The organism is Gilvibacter sediminis (assembly GCF_028561565.1).
In the GTDB taxonomy this organism is placed as follows: domain Bacteria; phylum Bacteroidota; class Bacteroidia; order Flavobacteriales; family Flavobacteriaceae; genus Gilvibacter; species Gilvibacter sediminis.
In genome coordinates this window covers 210,463-229,663 of the sequence record NZ_JAQQTE010000019.1, presented here as the reverse complement: position 1 = coordinate 229,663, position 19,201 = coordinate 210,463, and the positions used below count along the sequence as shown (strand labels likewise).

Here is a 19,201-nt window from a genome sequence, read left to right as displayed (position 1 = left end):
ATCAGACGCCTATTGCTTGGTAAACTTATAAGTTGTGTCTTCTGGAGCAACACAGTCAGACTGTAAGTCGTTCCCGAAAGTCAAGAAGAACACTGTATCGTCACTCAAGTCATAAGTGGAAGCATCTCCTAATGGTGGTCCAAAGTAGTCAGCACCAGAGCCACAGGCACAGTTGCTTTCTTGTAAAGGAACAATGATGTTTCCGCAAACTAATGTGTATCTAAAGTCATTTGGTGTAGTACAGTAATCTGGATAGTTCGAGGTGAAGAATACACGCTCTGTGCTGAAATCTCCAACAGTTACTTCAACGATAGAACCGTCGTCAAAAGTGGGTCCATCAACATAAGGAGTGATCTCTTCGATCAAATACTCTCCTACCATAAAGGTCTCTTCAACTGGACAGATCACTGCAGGTCCATATTGGAATGGAGAACTAAAGAATCCACCAGTAATGATACCACCAGCGTTGTTAACCGAGAATACACGTCCGTCCGTCAAATTCAATGACAAACGTACATTGAATACATCTCCTCCAAAAAGATCCGCTTCAGAAACTCCAAGAGCTGTGAGCATCTCATCAAGCGTTACGCTGATGATTCCGCGAGGCAATCCAAAAGGTCCAGGGCTAAAAGCTGCGCGATCAACCGTTCCGATCTGTACTTCTGCCGCAGAAGAATCTCCATTCTCCGGAGAATTGTCATTAAGGGCTACAAATACGTCAACCGATTGTAGCAAGTCTCCGTTTTGATTGTCTTGGGCTTCTACCTCAACTTCAAATTTGGCGCCTTCCACACCGATGGGGAGTTCACCAGAGATCACATTAATGGTTCTCAAAATGGCTCCGCTGTCAACGCCTTCCAAGACCTGGTCGATGGTATTGTTCGAGTCCTTTTCACAGGATACGGCCATAAGGGCGACAACAACTGAGCAAATAAATACGTAAAATTTTTTCATTTTTAGTGGTGTTGTTTAGTTAATAGACTTGCTTTTTTCTAAAGGTTGCGTCTAAAATAACTTTTATTTGCCGAATAATAAAAAAAGCCGCTGTTTAAGCGGCTTTTCTCAGGTTTATTAGATCAGAAATCAGTCTTAATTGCGGTCTTTACGATCGCGACGATTGTCTCTGTTTCTGTTATCACGACCTCCGCCTTTGCGGTCATCGCGTTCTCTTGGCTTACGCTCCACGTAACCTTCTGGTTTTGGCAACAAGGCTTTGCGAGAAACTTTCTCTTTGCGTGTGCGCTTATCGATTCCGAAGTACTTCACATCAAATACATCACCCATGTTTACTACATCGGTTACGTTCTCTGTGCGTTCCCAAGCCAACTCAGAAACGTGTAGCAATACTTCGTTTCCAGGAGCTTCTAGGTATTCTACAACCGCTCCGAAGTCTAGGATCTTGATCACTTTCACTTCGTAAACGCTTCCTACATCCGGCTTAAAGGTAATGGAAGCGATCTTGGCCAATACCGCGTCGATTCCGTCTTGGTCTGTTCCAAGGATCTCTACGATTCCTTCTTCAGTTACTGGGTCTTCGTTAATAACGATAGTCGTTCCAGTTTCTTTCTGAAGTTCTTGGATCACTTTTCCACCAGGTCCAATAAGGGCTCCGATGTATTCGTTTGGAATGATCTCGGTAACCATTTTTGGAGCGTGAGGCTTCACGGTCTCGTTCGGTTGTGCAATGGTGTCAGTCAATTTGCTCAAAATGTGCAAACGTCCGTCACGAGCCTGCTTTAATGCATTAACCAAGATCTCGTAGCTAAGCCCTTTGATCTTGATATCCATTTGACAAGCCGTGATACCATCTGCAGTACCCGTTACTTTAAAGTCCATATCACCCAAGTGATCCTCGTCTCCAAGAATATCACTTAATACGGCGTATTTATCTCCGTCTGAGATCAATCCCATGGCAATACCAGAAACTGGCTTGGTCATAGCAACACCAGCATCCATAAGCGCCATAGTACCACTACATACAGTAGCCATAGAAGAAGAACCGTTAGATTCTAGTACTTCTGATACCACACGTACTGTGTATGGGAAATCGTCAGGGATCATTCCTTTAAGGGCGCGTTGCGCCAAGTTTCCGTGTCCTACCTCACGTCTTGAAGTTCCGCGTATTGGGCGGGCTTCACCGGTTGAGAAAGGAGGGAAGTTATAGTGGAGGTAAAAACGCTCCTCACCTTCATAAGAAGGCATATCAATAATGTTTGCATCTCTAGAAGTACCTAGGGTAACAGTAGCCAAGGCCTGAGTTTCCCCACGAGTGAAGATCGCAGAACCGTGTGTAGAAGGTAGGTAGTCTACTTCACACCAGATTGGGCGAACCTCATCAGTCTTACGACCGTCCAAACGCAAACCTTCATTCAAGGTCAAGTCACGAATGGCTTTCTTTTGAGCTTTAGCCACATACTTGTGGATCAATTTGCCCAACTCGTCTTGCTCTTCTTCAGAGAACGATGCAAATACTTCTTCTTTGATCTCACTAAAGGCCTGACCGCGCTCGTGCTTAGCAGAACCTGCTTTAGCAATAGCGTAAGTCTTGTCGTATACCATGTCGTGGATCTTTTGCTCTAAAGCTTCGTCGTTGTCTTCTGGGTCGTACTCGCGTACTTCCTTCTTTCCAACGGCTTCTGCCAAACGCAACTGGGCAGCACACTGAACCTTGATCGCTTCGTGCGCAGCTTTGATCGCATCTGCCATTTCCTCTTCAGAGATCTCATCCATCTCACCTTCTACCATCATTACAGAATCAGCAGAAGCTCCAACCATCATATCGATGTCCGATTGCGCCAATTGTTCACGAGTAGGGTTGATGATGAATTCTCCGTCTACACGAGCAACACGTACTTCAGAGATCGCACATTCAAACGGGAAGTCTGAAAGTTGGATCGCAGCAGACGCAGCCAAACCGGCCATAGCATCTGGCATTACGTTCTCATCGTGAGACATGAGTTGAATCATTACTTGAGTTTCTGCGTGGTAATCCTTTGGGAAAAGCGGACGCAATACGCGGTCAACCAAACGCATGGTCAAAACCTCACCGTCACTCGGACGTGCTTCACGCTTAAAGAATCCACCTGGATAACGACCGGCTGCCGCAAATTTCTCGCGGTAGTCTACCGTTAAAGGCAAAAAGTCAACATCTGCTGAGTGGTAGTTAGAAACTACAGTACACAGCATCATACATTTACCGGACTGCACCACAACGCTTCCATGCGCTTGCTTAGCGAGTTTTCCGGTTTCGATAGAGATTTCTCTACCGTCTCCAAGGTCAATGACCTCTTTATAAGTCTTTGGTATCATAAAAATGATTTGATGCTCTCTATAAAAAAAGAGCGGGTTAACAATGGTTTGTTGTTGTGTAGTGAAGTGGAACCATCGTTGACCTGATGAAAAGCGTCTTAGCAGCTTTTTCTATTTTGAAGTGATTTTTAACTTTTCATTGTTAGCTAAAAAATGGACCATTTGTGTGATTTATCTTGACTTTTTATTGGGCCGTAGCGCTGCTATGCCCCGCAAAAAACTCTTCGTCCTAACACAAATCTTTCAATTTTCGCTTAAACAAGAAAAGTACAAATCACTTCTCTTCCCTTCAAATATAAGAAAGGTAATTAAATTAAAAGAGGGGCTCCAAAAGCCCCTCCAAAAGTATACGTTTTATTTACGTAGTCCTAGTTCTTTAACGATAGCACGGTATCTCATAATGTCTTTCTTCATTAGATAATCTAATAGTGAACGACGCTTACCTACTAGTTTCACCAAAGATCTTTCGGTGTTGTAGTCTTTGTGGTTTTTCTTGAGGTGCTCTGTCAAGTGAGAGATGCGGTACGTGAATAGCGCGATCTGCCCTTCTGCAGAACCGGTGTCTTGTGCAGACTTCCCGTGTTTTTTAAAGATGTCTTCTTTTACTTTTGGTGTTAAATACATGCCAACATTTATTTAAATAATTTTTATGTACGTCTGTGCCCTTACGGCAACAGGGCGCAAATATAGTGCAATTCTTCTATATCTTTCATTGATAGCGGCTTAAAAATTGCCCGAATTCGGTGCTGAACTTCGTCATGAAGGCCTGAATTACAATAAAAACCAGTGTTTTCTCAATTTAAGCATAGCAGTGCTACGGTTAAATTGAAAAACTCTATATCGCTGGGTTTTGCAGTAACTCTGGGCTGTAACAGATTTTCTGCTCCTAATTCGGGCTAAATTTTTAAATGGATTTTAAACCTTTCTTAACATCTGAGGTCATAGGAACACAAACTCAAAAAATTTGAAAAAATGAAAACCAAATTTCACCCTTTGCGATTACTTAGTATACTGGCTGTAGGAGCCCTGACCTTGACCAGCTGTTCTAGTGACGATTCAGAAGTTACTAGCGAGCAAGAAGAAGTCAATGCGCAGATCAGCGTGGAGACGATCAACCAGGTAGACGAGATTGACCTTGTTGATGAAGAACTGACCAATATTACCTTAGATATCATTGCCTCTGCAGAAGCTGACGCAAACGGCTTTGCGGCCAAAGTATCTGATTTTTTGCCCCCTTGCGTAACTGTTACTACTGTGGTTACCGATACCAGCGTTGAACGTACGGTAGACTTTGGAGACGGTTGTGAACTTCCTACTGGAAATACCCTTTCCGGAAGTTATACCATCTCTCACAGCATAGATGCGGATGCCCCATCTCGTACCTTTCAAGTACAAACCAGTGATGACTTTTTCTTTAATGATATCAGCGTGAATGGTTCAAAAACTATTGTGCGTAGTATTAATGACGCCGGAAACCCAAATGCCAATAAAACGGTAAGTCTTGATGTGGTTTGGCCTGATGGAGAAACCATGAGTTATTCTGCCAACAAAAACCGTGAGTGGATCGAGGGTGCGGGTACTGGTTTCTGGGGAGACAATGTTTTCCTCCTAAGCGGAACTGTGAACTTCACCAACCGTTTGGGCGTTTCTTACAGCAAAGAAACTGTTGAGCCTCTACGTAGAGAGTGGGCCTGCAGATTCATTGTGAGTGGCGTTTTAGAACTCAGCCGTGAAGATGCTACCGTGAGTCTTGACTTTGGAGACGGAACCTGCGATCCTTTTGGAACTTTGACCTTGCCTTCTGGGGAGGAACAAGTGATTAGGTTGAGGAGATTTTTAGCAAACTAAGTTGCTAATTAGTTTTCAGTAGTGGTTTACTGATTGGTTTTAGGTGAAAGGATGTCGATAGACGTCCTTTCTTTTTTTTATCGTGGTTTAGTCGATACTGGTCATCGAGTGATTTGCTGAAAGCAAATTGTATCGAGATGACATTTTTAATGAGTTCACTTTTTTTTGGCGTTCCCAGCCCTGCGGCCTGGTCGGGCCTTCCGCGCTACGCGGTATCTTGCTGCAGTCCCTAACGCGGGTATTTGCCAAAATTTCTTTTTTGTCTTTAGCATTTGCAGCGAAGGCTGCTTGCTTTCTCTCACACTTTTTTCCATTGATGAAAAAAGTGTGCAAAAAAATCTAGCCCCTTCAAAGTCTTTTTTGACGCTCCTTCGTGCAACAAGCCACGAAGTCGCGCCAAACCATTCTCAAAATCTGAGTCGCAAGTCGCTCCGCGCCTTCTTTGCGACATCGAACCGATCTTTGCTCATTAAACACGCTTCGCAGAAGGGGCGGGTTTCACTTGGCTGGCTTGATTTTTACGAGACTCGTGAGGAGTCGCGTTTCTTGATTTGATCTTTGCTCATTAAACAGGCTTCGCAGAAGGGGCAGGTTTCATTTAGCTGGCTCGATTTTTACGAGACTCGTCAGGGGTCGCGTTGATTAGATCATTAATAATGCGACATTCGCGCAAGTCCGTAGTAAAACAAGCTGCTCATGGCGGTTGAGGCTGCGTGGCATAGTATTTTGGCGTAGCCAAAAACGAACGCTGCGCAGTCCAGACATAGCAGCGTAGTTTTCAAGGAGGAGTGCGTGTCGCTAGCGTTTTTTGTTTCTTTTTTTTGCAATGCAAAAAAAGAAAGCTAAAAGACACGGTCATGTCAATGACAAAACTAAAACCCACTTCTAGCTCTCATATACCCAGCGGTTAAAGCGTCGATTCTTCGCGGAGTGTCTGGATGGCTTACAGATCCCATCCAATCAAACATTAGGTAGAAAGCAGATTTGGCATTCTCAAGAGATGCCCCCATTTTATACATGACGTAGCCGGAGACATAATCGGCCTGTAATTCTTTGGTCCAAGAATGTTTAAAGGCACCGTACCATGAAATGTCGTTATTTACATGATGACCTACTTCATGGGCAAGTACCGACACGGGCGCCCATTGATTATTACTTGATAGGTAGTTCATGAATTGACGGTTATACGTTATAATAGGAACTCCTTGAAAATTAGAAGCACAAGCATTACCCACGTTGCCGGCATAGGTGTTGATGTATTGTACACCTAGAATATTGCAAATGTTGGATACAATATTACTGGCGTATTGAGTAGGTTGAGCAAGGCCATTAGCACAGCCTCCTCCAGAGTAGGAGCAATAGACCTGTGCCGATGTGGTAAGGGAGCAAAAAAAGATAAGTGGTAGGATATATTTTTTCATGACGATTGAATTTGATGCTAAGCTAAAAATCAATCCTTCAGAGTTTTATACCCTTTAGCGGGTAATTATTTTATTCAGGTTTCTGTTTTTGGTCTCTCATCTACAACTATGAACCATTACCAATTTGCAGTTATCTTTTACGATACTTTTCCCATCGCGGAAAAAGTATCCAAAAGCGCTAGCGACGCTCACTCGCCTCTAAAATCTACGCCACCTCCAGCCACAGCCGTGCGGAGTTCGCACTCGGCTTCGCCTCCTTGCTGTTCCACACAGCTATTATCCAACTACTGCTGGCTTGATTTTTACGAGACTCGTGAGGGGTCGCGTTTTTTGAATAAATGACGTTTTACAGGGGCCAAAGTTTAGGATAAGTTTCCTCGCTTTTTGTCGTAGTAAAGCATATAGGAACTTAACGGTAAAAACAAAATCAGCAATAAGATTCCAAAGTGATAGAGAAAACCTCGAAAGCCATCACTGATCCAAATCATTCCGAAGATAAAATAGAAAAGTCCTAAAATCGTGGATAATACAGATACAGCCATATAACCACTCTTTCCGAATCGTTCTAATCTCAAAATATTTAAAACTAGTATTGGACTTGTCACCAGAAATATTTCCCAAGAATTAAAGCTAAAAAACAGCCCGTAATTTTTCATTTCCCCTTCTATTGGGTAAACGCCGTAAGGTGATAGCATCACCAAGACTGTGTAAACTGCGTAGACAATTTTAATTGTTTTATCCATTAGCGCTTAACTGAAATCAGGACTGTAAACGGATGTTTCAAGGCCGAATTCAGCCGCGAATCTATTCAAATAAATTTCCGCAGATTCTTTATCGCGGAACTCTTTCAAGATGTATTTTACAGTATGTTTTTCATTAAGAAGATGCACTTGATAGGTCATAAATCGCGAAGTATTGTGCGCGTTCGTATGACTGTAAGTAGTTTGTTTTTGTCGAAGACTCAGAAGGCTCACGTAAGGATAGTTCTTAAGTGATTCCCAATTCCCTGTCTTGAATCCAAATTTGCTCTCATAATATTTGAATCTTCTATTATGCTGATCGATTAATATTCCAATATGTGAGAATGCTAAATAGAGTGCGAGCGTTAAGATCAACAAGGACAGTATGATAATCCTTAATTGTATATAACTAATAATCGAAAGACCAATTAATATATACCCGATAGCAACAGCTCCGTCAGGGTACTTAGTAAAAAGGAATTTATTCTTGATCTCGGTCATTAACTATTAGGTTAGTCTATAATTCCATAAAAAAAGTTACAAAACTCAATTTAAAACCCCGCCGCTGCGCATTTCTACCGAGAGCTGTTCGGTACGAGGCCGTGCAATAGCGGCAGAGCCGCGCACGGCTCAGAAAGCACGAGGGGTTTTATGAAATAAAAAGTGATTCCGCAGGGGCTAGACCTTTTGGTCACTTTTACGGCAATGGTAAAAGTGACATAAAAAAAGGAGATAAGACAATTCGTGATGATTTAAGGCCCCTCGATACTATTTGCCTGCGGCAAATCACTCGGGGACCTTGGTGAACAATATTTTGTAACAAAATCAGAAGTCCAGTGGACTTCTGAGTGAGTCACTTGCGAAGCGGCCAACCAACAAAATGTTATCTCGATACAATTTTCACTTCGTGAAAATCACTCGATAACCGGAAATAAAAAAGGAACCAATTTGGTTCCTTTTATAATTAAGCTGTTTTTTCTCTCAACGGACGATTCAAAATCAAATCCAAATAGAGATTGATATTGCGTTTTAGGTCTTTTCGGTGAGAAATGAAATCCAAGAAACCGTGTTCCAACAAGAACTCCGATGATTGGAATCCTTCTGGCAGGTCTTTCCCGGTAGTGTCTCGTACTACACGCGGGCCCGCAAAACCGATCAAGGCTCCCGGCTCAGAGATGTTGATGTCTCCCAACATGGCAAAAGATGCTGTCGTTCCACCCGTAGTTGGGTCGGTACACAATGAGATATATGGAATCTTGGCTTCTGCCAACTGTGCCAATTTTGCAGAGGTCTTAGCCAATTGCATCAGCGATAGGGCAGCTTCCATCATACGAGCTCCACCAGATTTAGAGATCATCAAGAACGGAATGTTATTCTTAAGACTGTAATCTGCAGCACGCGCGATCTTCTCGCCCACAACAGATCCCATAGAACCTCCGATAAAACGGAAATCCATACAAGCAATCACCAAATCAGCACCCATAGACTTTCCAACCGCTGTACGAACAGCATCTTTAAGTCCGGTTTTGTCTTGAGCGTCTTTTAATCGATCTGAATATTTTTTAGTGTCTTCAAACTTAAGTGGATCCTTAGAAACTAGATCCTTGTCCAATTCTTTGAACTCGTTGTCATCAAAAAGGATCTCAAAGTATTCTTTAGAACCTACGCGTACGTGGTAGCCGTCTTCTGGACTCACGTAAAAGTTCTTTTCCAACTCTTCTGCATCAACGATCTTCCCAGTAGGTGATTTGTACCAAAGTCCTTTAGGAACATCTTTCTTGAGTTCAGTAGGGGTTTGAATTCCCTTCTTTGTACGTTTAAACCAAGCCATTTCTTAAAGGGTGTTTACGTTGTTAAGGTCCTCAAATGCTTTCTCCAAACGCTTGCGGAAAGTGATCTCACCTTCGCGCAACCATTTGCGTGGGTCGTAATATTTCTTGTTCGGTACATCAGCTCCGTCAGGGTTACCGATCTGTGTTCTTAGGTAATCGATGTTTCCAGTCATATAGTCACGGATTCCTTCACAGAAAGCAAACTGTAGGTCGGTGTCAATGTTCATTTTCACCACTCCGTAGCCAATAGCTTCACGGATCTCCTCCAAAGTAGAACCACTACCGCCGTGGAATACAAAATCAACTGGGTTGTGTCCGGTTCCAAATTTAGCTTGAACATACTCCTGAGAGTTCTTCAAGATCTTTGGAGTTAGTTTTACGTTTCCAGGCTTGTATACCCCGTGTACGTTTCCAAAAGCGGCAGCAACGGTAAACTGATCACTCACTTTCATGAGTTCCTCATAAGCGTAAGCCACTTCTTCGGGTTGGGTGTAAAGTTTAGAAGCGTCAACATCAGAGTTGTCCACTCCGTCTTCTTCACCACCAGTGATCCCCAATTCGATCTCTAAGGTCATGCCCATCTTGGTCATGCGTTCTAGATATCTTTTCGAGATCTCAATGTTTTCTTCAATCGGCTCCTCAGAAAGGTCCAACATATGACTGCTGTACAAAGGAGTTCCGAATTGCTTGTAGTGCACCTCACTGGCATCCAGCAAGCCGTCTACCCAAGGCAATAATTTTTTGGCGCAGTGGTCTGTGTGCAAGATCACTGTGGCTCCGTAAGCCTTAGCCATTTCGTGTATATGTCGCGCTCCAGCGATTCCGCCGGCGATCGCCGATTTTTGATTTTCGTTAGAAAGACCTTTTCCAGCATTGAATTGTGCTCCTCCGTTGGAGTATTGAATGATTACTGGAGCGTTAAGGGCCACTGCTGTTTCCAGTACGGTGTTTACGGAGTTGGTTCCAACTACGTTTACCGCTGGCATGGCAAAACCTTTTTCTTTCGCTAGTTTGTGGATTTCCTGAACTTCTCTACCGGTAGCTACTCCCGGTTTAATAGAATGACTCATAAAGACGTTTTTCAGTATGGGTTAGGGTAGCAAAAATAACAAAAAAACTACTGCATGCCCCAGAGAGCGGTTAGAATCAACGCTAACGTTTTAGCTGATGGATTTAGAAAGGATAATTCACCCCAATATTAAAGACTGCATTGGCAAAGTTATATTCCTTAAACCAGCGGTCTCCAAGGGGTCGCGCGGGGTTGTGCGTTTTGAATCCCGTGTCAAATCGAAGGACAAAGAATCCAAAGTCATAGCGGATACCAAAACCGCTGGCAACGGCTAATTCGCCTAAATCGCTCAATCCAGAGAAACGAAAAGCCTCATCTTCTTGAGAGTCTAAAACGTTCCAAATATTCCCAGCGTCCACAAAAAGCGCTCCTTTTAAAGCGCCCAAAAGGGTAAAACGGTATTCGGCATTGAAGGCGAGTTTGAAGTTCGCTTCGTTAAAGTCCAAGCGGCTTCCGCTGCTTCCCGGACCCAGGTCAAACGGCCTCCAGCCTCGGTTGTCGTTCGCTCCTCCTGCAAAATAAGAGCGGATAAAAGGAATGCTGTTACTGTTGCCGTAAGGGATGGCAATTCCACCAAAACCATGGACGGCAAAGACTGCATTTTGATTGATCTCCCAGTGGCGGATAAAGTCGATCTCAGTCTTTACATATTGCGAGAATTCTACTCCCAAGGCCTTTCTGTTGCCGTCTTCAGCAATATCAGTGTCTGCCAGATTGGTAAGCAGGGACAAGAAGTTTCCTGCGGATTCGAGTTTCAAACGCCAGCGTGAAAAGCTCAGGTCGTAAGTGTCCTCGCGGGAATCGCGAATCCAGGTCACACTAGAACTGAAGATCAAATTGTCCTCAGAGAGTCGGTCGCGTCTTTCATCAACACTGGCCAATTCTTCCAGATTGTCATCGGTAAAAGTCAAACCGTCTGGATTGTCACCCAAGGCATCGATCAAAAACTGGTCGATCTCCTCAGGAATACCCAATGCCTCACTTTCAGTATCCTCAAACATATAACCGCTGCTGGTCGCAATATCATTGACAATGTCAAAGGAACTGCGGTAGACATTAAAGAAGTTACTGGTGTTCAAATTGCGCACGTACTGTATATCTGCCAAGCTGAGGTTCCAACTTTTAGTAGGGGTGGGTTTCCATTGATAATTGAAGGCCAAATTCAAGTTTTGTCTGTCAAGACCAATATTGTTTTGAAATCCAACCCCGGTACTGATACGCGTTTTGGGCGACATATATTTAGGGATGATTCTATCCGTATTGAGCGGAAAAAGGATTCGCGGAAACTGTAGCGCAGCATTCCCGCCTACGTCAGAGATGTTGAAAAAGCTTCGGTCCGCATCGGCGGCATCTTGAGACGAACCTAAAGAACCTCTTGCCGAGAGCTCCAGAGTTTCTGCGCCTTTAAAGACATTCCGTATGGAAAAAGTCGTCCTAAAGGCAACCCCAAATTCTTGTACGGTAGAGGTGGAGGCATCAAAATTTAAATCCAGATTGTATTTCTTAAGCGGAGTGAGCAGTATGTTCGCGATAAGCCCATTGCCTTCTGGATCATCAGGGTCTGGACTGTATTCTATGGTCGGATATCTAAATACGTTGAGGTCACTAATCTGATTGTAGGTCAGCGAGCGGTCCACGTCTCGGAAGACCTCTCCAGGTGTAATGGAAATTGCATCGGTGATGGCCTTGGGTTTGTAGTCTAAACCTTCAAAGCTGTAAAGCTCAAAATCGTCAAAATTCAAGCTGTCGGAAAATTGTGAATTCCTCAGCGCGTAGCGGTAATCTGTCACAATACGCACCTTGTTGACATCATAAGATTTGAAAGGTTCTGTGTAGGTACTGTCTGGTGTAGTGATGGTTCTGTCTGGGATCACATAGGTGATCAGTGCTTTGTGATCGGTTTCAACGGTGTCGCCTTCAAAAGTGACGTATTCTGTATCAAAATCATAAAGTCCAGAGTTGCGAAACTGCAGCGTCAAACGGTCAATTTCATTCTCAAAATTCTCTGCATTGTATTGTTCACCCTCAACAATAAAACTCTGCTGCTTGGTGAGTTGAAAGAGCGAATCTACTACAGGAGAACTGATCTGTGCCTTTATGGAATCAATGATGTAAGGCTGATTGCGAACAACCTTATAACTCACTTTTGCGCGTTGGCTGCTGTCTCCATTTACGCTAAAGCTTGCTTGGGTATTGAACCAGCCTCTACGGCGGTAGTATCGCTCCAAGCGTCTGCGCGATTTTTCTAGTTTGGCGTCATCAATAACCACAGGAGCCTCTCCAATCTTCTTGATCCAATTGTTGATCCCGATATAGGATTGTTCCAATTCATAGAGCTGTTTCTCCGATAATTTTCGGGTCAGGCGCTCTTCGCGTTTGGGCTTCTTTTTAAGCCAATCCTGAAAAGTGCTGTCTGGGTCCTTTTTTGCAAAATTGTAGATGTGCAAACTAAATGGAATCCCCAGTACGCGGGTATTTGGTCGCTGTGAGAGTTGATCGTAGATATAGGTGTCTTTGATGACCTCCCCATCTACGTTGATCTCATTCTCAATCAAGAGGTATTTGTCCTGTGGAACCCGCTTGACAGCGTTGCACGAGTACAGCAACAAGGCCGTAACAAATATTAATACTATTTTTGAGTGAAGTTGCTTCAAGCGGCTTTAAGATTACATCAAAAATAAACTATTTCCGATACAGTCCGCCTTTATTTAGCAAACTGCGTGAACAATGCATTTTGGATTGGAAGGTAGCAGGAGTTTGCACGGAATGACCTCCAGAACTATGCTGAGCAAAAACACCTTAAAATACCTAACGTCACTGGGTCAAAAAAAGTACAGAGACCGCCACGAGGTTTTTGTGGCAGAAGGCCCCAAACTGATTCAAGATTTGTTGGACGCAGGATTAGAGGTCGAAGCGCTTTACAGCACAGATTTAGGTGTTTTTTCTGATGTGACTGCGGACTTGATCAGTGCTGCGGAGCTCAAAAAGATCAGTAACCAAAAATCGCCCAACATGGCCTTTGCGGTCTTTAATCGGAAAACAAATACTGCCTTAAAGGAAGAAGGACTGATCCTCGCATTGGACAGTATTCAAGACCCAGGTAATCTTGGAACAATCATGCGTTTGGCCGATTGGTTCGGAGTACACCATATTGTCTGCACACAACAAACCGCAGACTGTTACAATCCAAAAGTGGTTCAGGCTTCTATGGGCAGTCTGGCGCGCGTTCAATTGCATTATTTAGAGGATTTACCTGCTTGGCTAGCCCAAACAGATTTGCCGGTTTATGGCGGATTCATGCAAGGAGATAATGTGTATCAAACTGCGTTGCCACAAGATGCCGTTTTGGTCATGGGTAATGAAGGTCAAGGGATTTCCCAAGAGGCTTCCGCAGTAATAGATACTAAATTGAGTATCCCCAATTTTGGAATGGGTCAGGAAAGTCTAAACGTAGCTACAGCTACTGCTGTCTTGCTCAGTGAGTTTAAACGCTCTATTGAAAAGTAAAGTTGATGAAGATCCCGCGGGTGCTCATGGAGCCGATATTCCCCGTCCAAGGGCTGTTGGGGTCGTTGTCTGGGATCAATTCGTTATTCATAGCAAAAACTCCGCGAATGGAAGGCGTGAACTTGAAATAGAACAGGTAAAAATCGATTCCAAAACCGACTTCCCAAAATTGAGCGGTAGCTTCCATTCTAAATTCACCACCTGAATTGTCTTGCGGATTGTCGCTATTGCTCGATAGATTCCAAGCGGTAGAGACACCACCAACAACAAAAGGTTTGAAGTTATTCAAGCGTTTGGTAGAAAACTTGAGTAATAAAGGAACGTGAATGTAAGTGGATTTCACCTCCCGCAATATGTCTCTCTCTTCTGTAAAGCCCGGAAAACGAAGATCGCGCTGAGAAAAGTAAAGTCCCGGTTCTAGACGCAGATTCATATACTCGTTCAAACGCATATCTCCAATCAGTCCCACATTGAATCCTCCAATGCGGTCTACTGCAATATCTTCTACTTGAGGCCCTTCATATTCGATCTTGAAATCGTAAGAATTGAATCCTAAAAAGTAACCCCAGGTCAAAAATCGCTTGTCGAAGGTTTCTAGATTAGCCAAACGTTCCTTGCTAAACAGCTGTGCTTGTGCGGTCTGCGCAAAGATGGCAAATGCCAATATCAGGATCAATTTTCTACTCATGCCTTGGTAGCAGTATAAATGGTAGCAACACCAAATGTTTGTGGCTTATTTTCAGTCTCTATAAACCCAATTTTTGCAAAAATATTGTTGAGTCGTTCGCCATAAGGAAAAGCGGCTGCGCTTTCGGACAAATAACCGTAAGCTACTTTATCCTTAGAAAACAACTTTCCAATGAGCGGCAAGATACCTTTTGAGTAGAATTTATAGCCCTGTTTGTAAGGAAATTTTTCTGGAACGGAGGTTTCCAAGACCACAAAAAGGCCGCCAGGCTTGAGAACACGTAGAATCTCAGCCAAACCTTTTTCTAAATTCTCAAAGTTTCTGATCCCGAAGGAAACTGTGATAGCATCAAAATGATTGTCTGGGTAGGGCATGGCTTCTGAGTCTGCTTTCACAAATTCCAATCGATCTGCAAAAGAAGCTTCTGCCGTTTTCTTGCGGGCCACACTGAGCATGCCTTCAGAAATATCCAAACCGGTCACCTTGGCTTTATCCAAGCGCTGCGCGAAGGCAATGGCTAGGTCTCCCGTACCTGTGGCAATGTCCAAAACAGTTTCTGGATCTTGAGCAACGATCATCTTGACCACCTTTCTGCGCCATTTTTGGTCAATACCAAAGGTTATTACGCGGTTCAGCCCATCATAGCGGTTGGAGATGTTGTCAAACATCTGCTCCACTTGTGCTTTTTTGTTGAGGTCCGAATCTTTATAAGGGTTCACCGACTTGGCCATGGCATCAATTTGGGTGCAAAAATACGCAAAATAGAGCCATTAGTGATGTGTCAAAGCTGATAATCTTGGAGGCAGATATTGAGATTTTCTGTAAATTTGCCCCGCACGCTTTTCGTAGCCTATGAAGATTATAATAGCCGGTGCCGGCGAGGTTGGCTTCCATTTAGCCAAACTGCTTTCCTTTGAATCGCAAGACATTACTTTGATTGATACTGACCGTGCCAGTTTGCAGTATGCAGATACGCATTTGGATATTCGGGTGGTCAAAGGAGACGCAACCTCTATTTCGGTACTAAAAGATGCAGATGTTGCCAATACCGAATTGGTGATTGGGGTGACCTCCAGTGAGACCACGAACATTACCGTTTGTGTTCTTGCTAAACAATTGGGGGCCAAGCGCACCATTGCGCGTATTTCCAATGCTGAATTCATTGAAAATAAGGACGAGATCGGATTTACTCATTTGGGTATTGACGAGTTGATCTCTCCAGAATCCTTGGCGGCCAATGAGATTGGTTTGCTACTCAACCAGAGTGGATTCAACGATACTTATGAATTTGACGAAGGCGCTTTGACCATGGTTGGACTGATCCTTTCCAGAACGTCTTCTATAGTAGGTAAGAGCGTTCGCGATCTGGCAGACGTGAGCGAAAAGTACACTTATGTGCCGATCGCCATCCAGCGTAGCGGAACCCAATACACGATTATTCCACGCGGAGATACACAATTCCGAGAAGGAGATCAGGTTTATTTTGTCACCGTTAAAGAGGGCTTGGAAAGCATTTATACCATGGTAGGCAAGGTGAAAGAAGACCTTAGAAATGTTATGATCTTGGGCGGGAGTAATATCGGCTTTAAAACGGCCAGAGACCTCTGTGCAAGTAAATTCAAGGTAAAACTCATTGAATCCGATAAGGACAAAGCCTTTGAAATTGCCGATGATGTACCGAGTTGTTTGGTGATCAACGGAGATGGCCGCAATGTGGAGTTGTTAGAAGAAGAAGCAATCTCTGATATGGATGCCTTTGTTTCGGTGACTGGAAACTCAGAGACCAATATCATGAGTTGCTTGGTAGCCAAATCACGTGGGGTTAAGAAAACCATCGCTCTGGTCGAGAATATGGATTACTTCCAACTTTCGCAGTCCATCGGGATCAATACCTTGATCAATAAAAAACTTCTCGCGGCAAATACCATTTTTAGATACATCAGAAAAGGGGAGGTTGTTGCTATTACCAAGCTCAACAATATGAACGTGGAGCTTTTGGAATTTATTGTGCACCCAGAGAGTGCCGTGTGTAACAAGATCATTCGCGAGCTGGATTTTCCGAGATCTGCCATAATTGGAGGGATCATTCGCGATGGTGAAGGTATCATTGCCCTTGGAGACTTTGAGATCAAAGAAGGGGATAGAGTAGTGGTTTCTTGTTTGCCTCAAGCCTTAGAGAAGGTAGAAAAACTCTTCGTCTGATGATCTCTTCCTTATCCAGACTCAATTTAAAACTCATTTTTCACCTCATGGGCTTGCTGTTGCTGTGCAACGGAGGCTTTATGTGGATCTCTGCTTTGGTGAGTTTTGGTTATGACGATGGGGCTACTGAAGGCATTTTATTGGCCGGCTTGATCACCAATCTTTTGGGCGGTCTTTTTATGTATGCCACGGCCAAACACCGCAAAGAATTACAGAAACGTGAAGGATATCTCATCGTGACCTTTGGATGGCTGTTCATGTCCATAACGGGCAGTTTGCCGTATGTCTTGACGGATGCCATTCCTGTATATAGCGATGCCTTTTTTGAGACCATTAGCGGCTATACCACTACGGGGGCAACGATTTTAAATGATATTGAGGTCATGCCTGAGGGGATTTTGCTTTGGCGCAGTATTACCCACTGGATCGGAGGAATGGGAATCATTGTTTTGGCCATTGCTATTTTACCGCTTTTGGGTATTGGAGGGATGCAGCTCTTTGCTGCAGAGGCACCAGGGCCGGGAGGCGATAAACTACACCCTCGAATTACAGATACAGCCAAGCGCCTGTGGTTGATTTATGTAGGTTATACAGTGGCAGAGACTATTTTACTCTCAGTGGCTGGTATGTCTGTTTTTGATGCGGTAAATCACTCTTTAAGTACGCTCAGTACGGGTGGTTTCTCTACCAAAAATGCCAGTGTAGCCTATTGGAATGATACGCCTTTAATTCAATACATCATCATTGTATTCATGTTCTTGGCGGGGACCAATTTTGTCTTGAGTTACTTTGCGTTTAAGCGTAAGTTCAGTCGAATTTTTGAAGACGATGAATTCAAATACTATTTGATCGGGATTGTTTCTTTGACGCTCGTTGCGGCATTGATCATTTATTTTCAGGCTGATGTCAGTGCGAGCTCTGTAGCGCATCCGCAAGTATTGGGTGCAGGAGAATCCGCGCTCAGACACGGATTGTTTCAAGTGCTTGCTGTAGTGACCACCACAGGTTTTGTAACGGCAGATTTCACACTCTGGACGCCCTTCTTGACGCTCTTTTTCTTTGGGCTGATGTTCCTAGGCGGAAGCAGCGGATCTACTTCTGGAGGGATCAAGATCGTGCGTCACATCATCATGATCAAAAACGGGATCATGGAGTTTAGAAGAACCTTGCATCCCAACGCCATTCTGCCGGTACGCTACAATCAAAAGGCGGTACAACAACCCATTGTATTCAACATACTTGCATTCTTCATTCTGTATATGTTGAGTTTTATCATTGGGACCTTGGTATTCTCTTGGATAGGTTTGGATTTTAAAACAGCCTTGGGTGGTGCTGCCTCTACATTAGGTAATGTAGGACCTGCCTTAGGAGATCTGGGCCCTGTTGAAAACTACGCTTCATTACCAACCGCTGGAAAATGGTGGGCTTCTTTCTTGATGCTTATTGGCCGATTGGAACTCTTTACGGTGCTTATTCTTTTTACTCCATTCTTTTGGAAGAATAGATAGATTGTGTTTTCCGCTTACGCGGGTACTTCACTCAAACATCCACTGGATGTTTGGTTTTTTCAAAACATTGTTCAGTAATGGAAGAATCGCTAACGGTCATCGAGTGGCGCCACGAAGTGGCGTTGTATCGAGATGACATTTAAAAAAAAGTTCTACAACTTCCAGCGCGGCAGGGGATTATCTAATTATCATCAACCTACTGTAATCAATCACAAAAGGCCTTTAGGGATTTCTCACGTTGAGTTGTTTCATCAGTAAGAAAAATTGTTACTATGAAATCCTATCTATTGTTATTCCTTGCACCTTATTTTTTGGCCACGATCTGTTCAGAAGATGACCCACCTGTTGTTGTTACAGAGATGGTCGTTCAGAATGAAACCAGCGCCACTTTGGTCTTTGTGACGGAAACCAACAATGAGATCGATATTGAAATTGGCGGCCAGCAGTATATCATCGCGGGGCAAGGTCCATCGGACTCGGTGGTTCCATCCTCTTTGGAGGCTTTTGATTCCATCGTGCTTTTTATTCGTGATGCAGAAGGCAATCTCTCAGAAGTATACCGACAAGATCCTATTGACGATAGTCTTTGGACCTTTAATGATATAGGAGAATTCGACAAGCAGTACATTCTTGTCTTGCAGGATGACGATCTGAACTGATCACGTATCGGCAAAATACTTGTACTTTTGGCGGCAATAGAAACATCAAGCTAACGATTCCATGTCCGACCAAATGAAACCTTGTCCGCGCTGTCAATCTCCTTACGGATATAATTTACATTCAGACATCTATGCCTGCCCGGAATGCAGTTTTGAATGGGATGCGTCCCAAGAAATGGCGGCAGATGAATCGGCTATAGTGGACGCTAATGGAAACCCGCTCCAAGACGGTGATACTGTTATTGTCATTAAAGACCTTCCTGTTAAAGGCGCTCCCAAACCGGTTAAGAAAGGCACCAAGGTGAAGAACATTCGCTTGGTAGAAGGAGATCATGACATTGCTTGCAAGATTGACGGTTTTGGTGCTATGGGGTTAAAATCTGAATTTGTCAAGAAAGCGTAACTTGCAGTAAGCGCA

16 protein-coding genes are annotated in these 19,201 nt (G+C 43.7%); 6 read left to right on the top strand and 10 right to left on the bottom strand.

Features of this window, described 5'->3' with window-relative positions; all coding sequences use genetic code 11:
* Window positions 1–9: 9 nt before the first annotated feature.
* The 3 genes from POW22_RS11420 to rpsO form a co-directional block, all read right to left on the bottom strand.
* Window positions 10–954 (bottom strand): hypothetical protein, encoded by a 945-nt coding sequence (locus POW22_RS11420; RefSeq protein WP_272832819.1) that lies wholly within the window; start codon window positions 952–954, stop codon window positions 10–12.
* Between the two features lie 135 nt (window positions 955–1,089).
* Complete coding sequence (locus POW22_RS11415) at window positions 1,090–3,309, bottom strand: polyribonucleotide nucleotidyltransferase (RefSeq protein WP_272832818.1); 2,220 nt, start codon at window positions 3,307–3,309, stop codon at window positions 1,090–1,092.
* Window positions 3,310–3,663: 354 nt separating this feature from the next.
* On the bottom strand, window positions 3,664–3,933 hold the full coding sequence (gene rpsO / locus POW22_RS11410) for a 30S ribosomal protein S15 (protein WP_272832817.1): 270 nt from the start codon (window positions 3,931–3,933) through the stop codon (window positions 3,664–3,666).
* 348 nt (window positions 3,934–4,281) lie between these two features.
* Here rpsO and POW22_RS11405 point away from each other — a divergent pair, with 348 nt between their 5' ends.
* Window positions 4,282–5,157 (top strand): hypothetical protein, encoded by an 876-nt coding sequence (locus POW22_RS11405; RefSeq protein ID WP_272832816.1) that lies wholly within the window; start codon window positions 4,282–4,284, stop codon window positions 5,155–5,157.
* A gap of 872 nt (window positions 5,158–6,029) precedes the next feature.
* Here the strand turns inward: POW22_RS11405 and POW22_RS11400 are convergent.
* From POW22_RS11400 to tamL, 5 genes are all read right to left on the bottom strand, one after another.
* Window positions 6,030–6,578 (bottom strand): M48 family metalloprotease, encoded by a 549-nt coding sequence (locus POW22_RS11400; RefSeq protein WP_272832815.1) that lies wholly within the window; start codon window positions 6,576–6,578, stop codon window positions 6,030–6,032.
* Window positions 6,579–6,940: 362 nt separating this feature from the next.
* Window positions 6,941–7,321 carry a hypothetical protein gene (locus POW22_RS11395; RefSeq protein ID WP_272832814.1) on the bottom strand — a complete coding sequence of 127 codons (381 nt, stop codon included), beginning with the start codon at window positions 7,319–7,321 and terminating at the stop codon, window positions 6,941–6,943.
* A 961-nt stretch (window positions 7,322–8,282) separates the two neighbouring features.
* Complete coding sequence (accD, locus tag POW22_RS11390) at window positions 8,283–9,149, bottom strand: acetyl-CoA carboxylase, carboxyltransferase subunit beta (RefSeq protein WP_272832813.1); 867 nt, start codon at window positions 9,147–9,149, stop codon at window positions 8,283–8,285.
* Between the two features lie 3 nt (window positions 9,150–9,152).
* A complete protein-coding gene (fbaA, locus tag POW22_RS11385) occupies window positions 9,153–10,220 on the bottom strand; it encodes a class II fructose-bisphosphate aldolase (protein WP_272832812.1) in 1,068 nt (355 codons plus the stop codon).
* A gap of 103 nt (window positions 10,221–10,323) precedes the next feature.
* The gene (gene tamL, locus POW22_RS11380; RefSeq protein WP_272832811.1) at window positions 10,324–12,873 is read right to left on the bottom strand and encodes a translocation and assembly module lipoprotein TamL; all 2,550 of its coding nucleotides are present in this window, start codon (window positions 12,871–12,873) and stop codon (window positions 10,324–10,326) included.
* 73 nt (window positions 12,874–12,946) lie between these two features.
* Here tamL and POW22_RS11375 point away from each other — a divergent pair, with 73 nt between their 5' ends.
* Window positions 12,947–13,726: a TrmH family RNA methyltransferase gene (locus POW22_RS11375; protein ID WP_336407716.1), complete on the top strand. Its 780-nt coding sequence runs from the start codon at window positions 12,947–12,949 to the stop codon at window positions 13,724–13,726.
* Here the strand turns inward: POW22_RS11375 and porT are convergent.
* Both porT and ubiE read right to left on the bottom strand, forming a co-directional pair.
* The gene (gene porT / locus POW22_RS11370; RefSeq protein WP_272832810.1) at window positions 13,713–14,414 is read right to left on the bottom strand and encodes a type IX secretion/gliding motility protein PorT/SprT; all 702 of its coding nucleotides are present in this window, start codon (window positions 14,412–14,414) and stop codon (window positions 13,713–13,715) included. The genes POW22_RS11375 and porT overlap by 14 nt on opposite strands.
* On the bottom strand, window positions 14,411–15,145 hold the full coding sequence (gene ubiE / locus POW22_RS11365) for a bifunctional demethylmenaquinone methyltransferase/2-methoxy-6-polyprenyl-1,4-benzoquinol methylase UbiE (RefSeq protein WP_272832809.1): 735 nt from the start codon (window positions 15,143–15,145) through the stop codon (window positions 14,411–14,413). The genes porT and ubiE overlap by 4 nt, the downstream gene beginning before the upstream one ends.
* Window positions 15,146–15,266: 121 nt before the next feature.
* On the opposite strand from ubiE, the gene trkA reads away from it, so the two are divergent.
* The 4 genes from trkA (at window position 15,267) to POW22_RS11345 (ending at window position 19,186) form a co-directional block, all read left to right on the top strand.
* Window positions 15,267–16,616: a Trk system potassium transporter TrkA gene (trkA, locus tag POW22_RS11360; protein ID WP_272832808.1), complete on the top strand. Its 1,350-nt coding sequence runs from the start codon at window positions 15,267–15,269 to the stop codon at window positions 16,614–16,616.
* Window positions 16,616–18,124, top strand: a complete 1,509-nt coding sequence (locus tag POW22_RS11355; RefSeq protein WP_272832807.1) for a TrkH family potassium uptake protein — start codon at window positions 16,616–16,618, stop codon at window positions 18,122–18,124. Before trkA ends, POW22_RS11355 begins: the two co-directional genes overlap by 1 nt.
* Before the next feature lie 272 nt (window positions 18,125–18,396).
* On the top strand, window positions 18,397–18,783 hold the full coding sequence (locus tag POW22_RS11350) for a hypothetical protein (protein ID WP_272832805.1): 387 nt from the start codon (window positions 18,397–18,399) through the stop codon (window positions 18,781–18,783).
* Window positions 18,784–18,844: 61 nt separating this feature from the next.
* Entirely contained in the window at window positions 18,845–19,186 is a 342-nt protein-coding gene (locus POW22_RS11345) for a zinc ribbon domain-containing protein YjdM (RefSeq protein WP_272832804.1), read from the top strand.
* The last annotated feature ends 15 nt before the right edge of the window (window positions 19,187–19,201 follow it).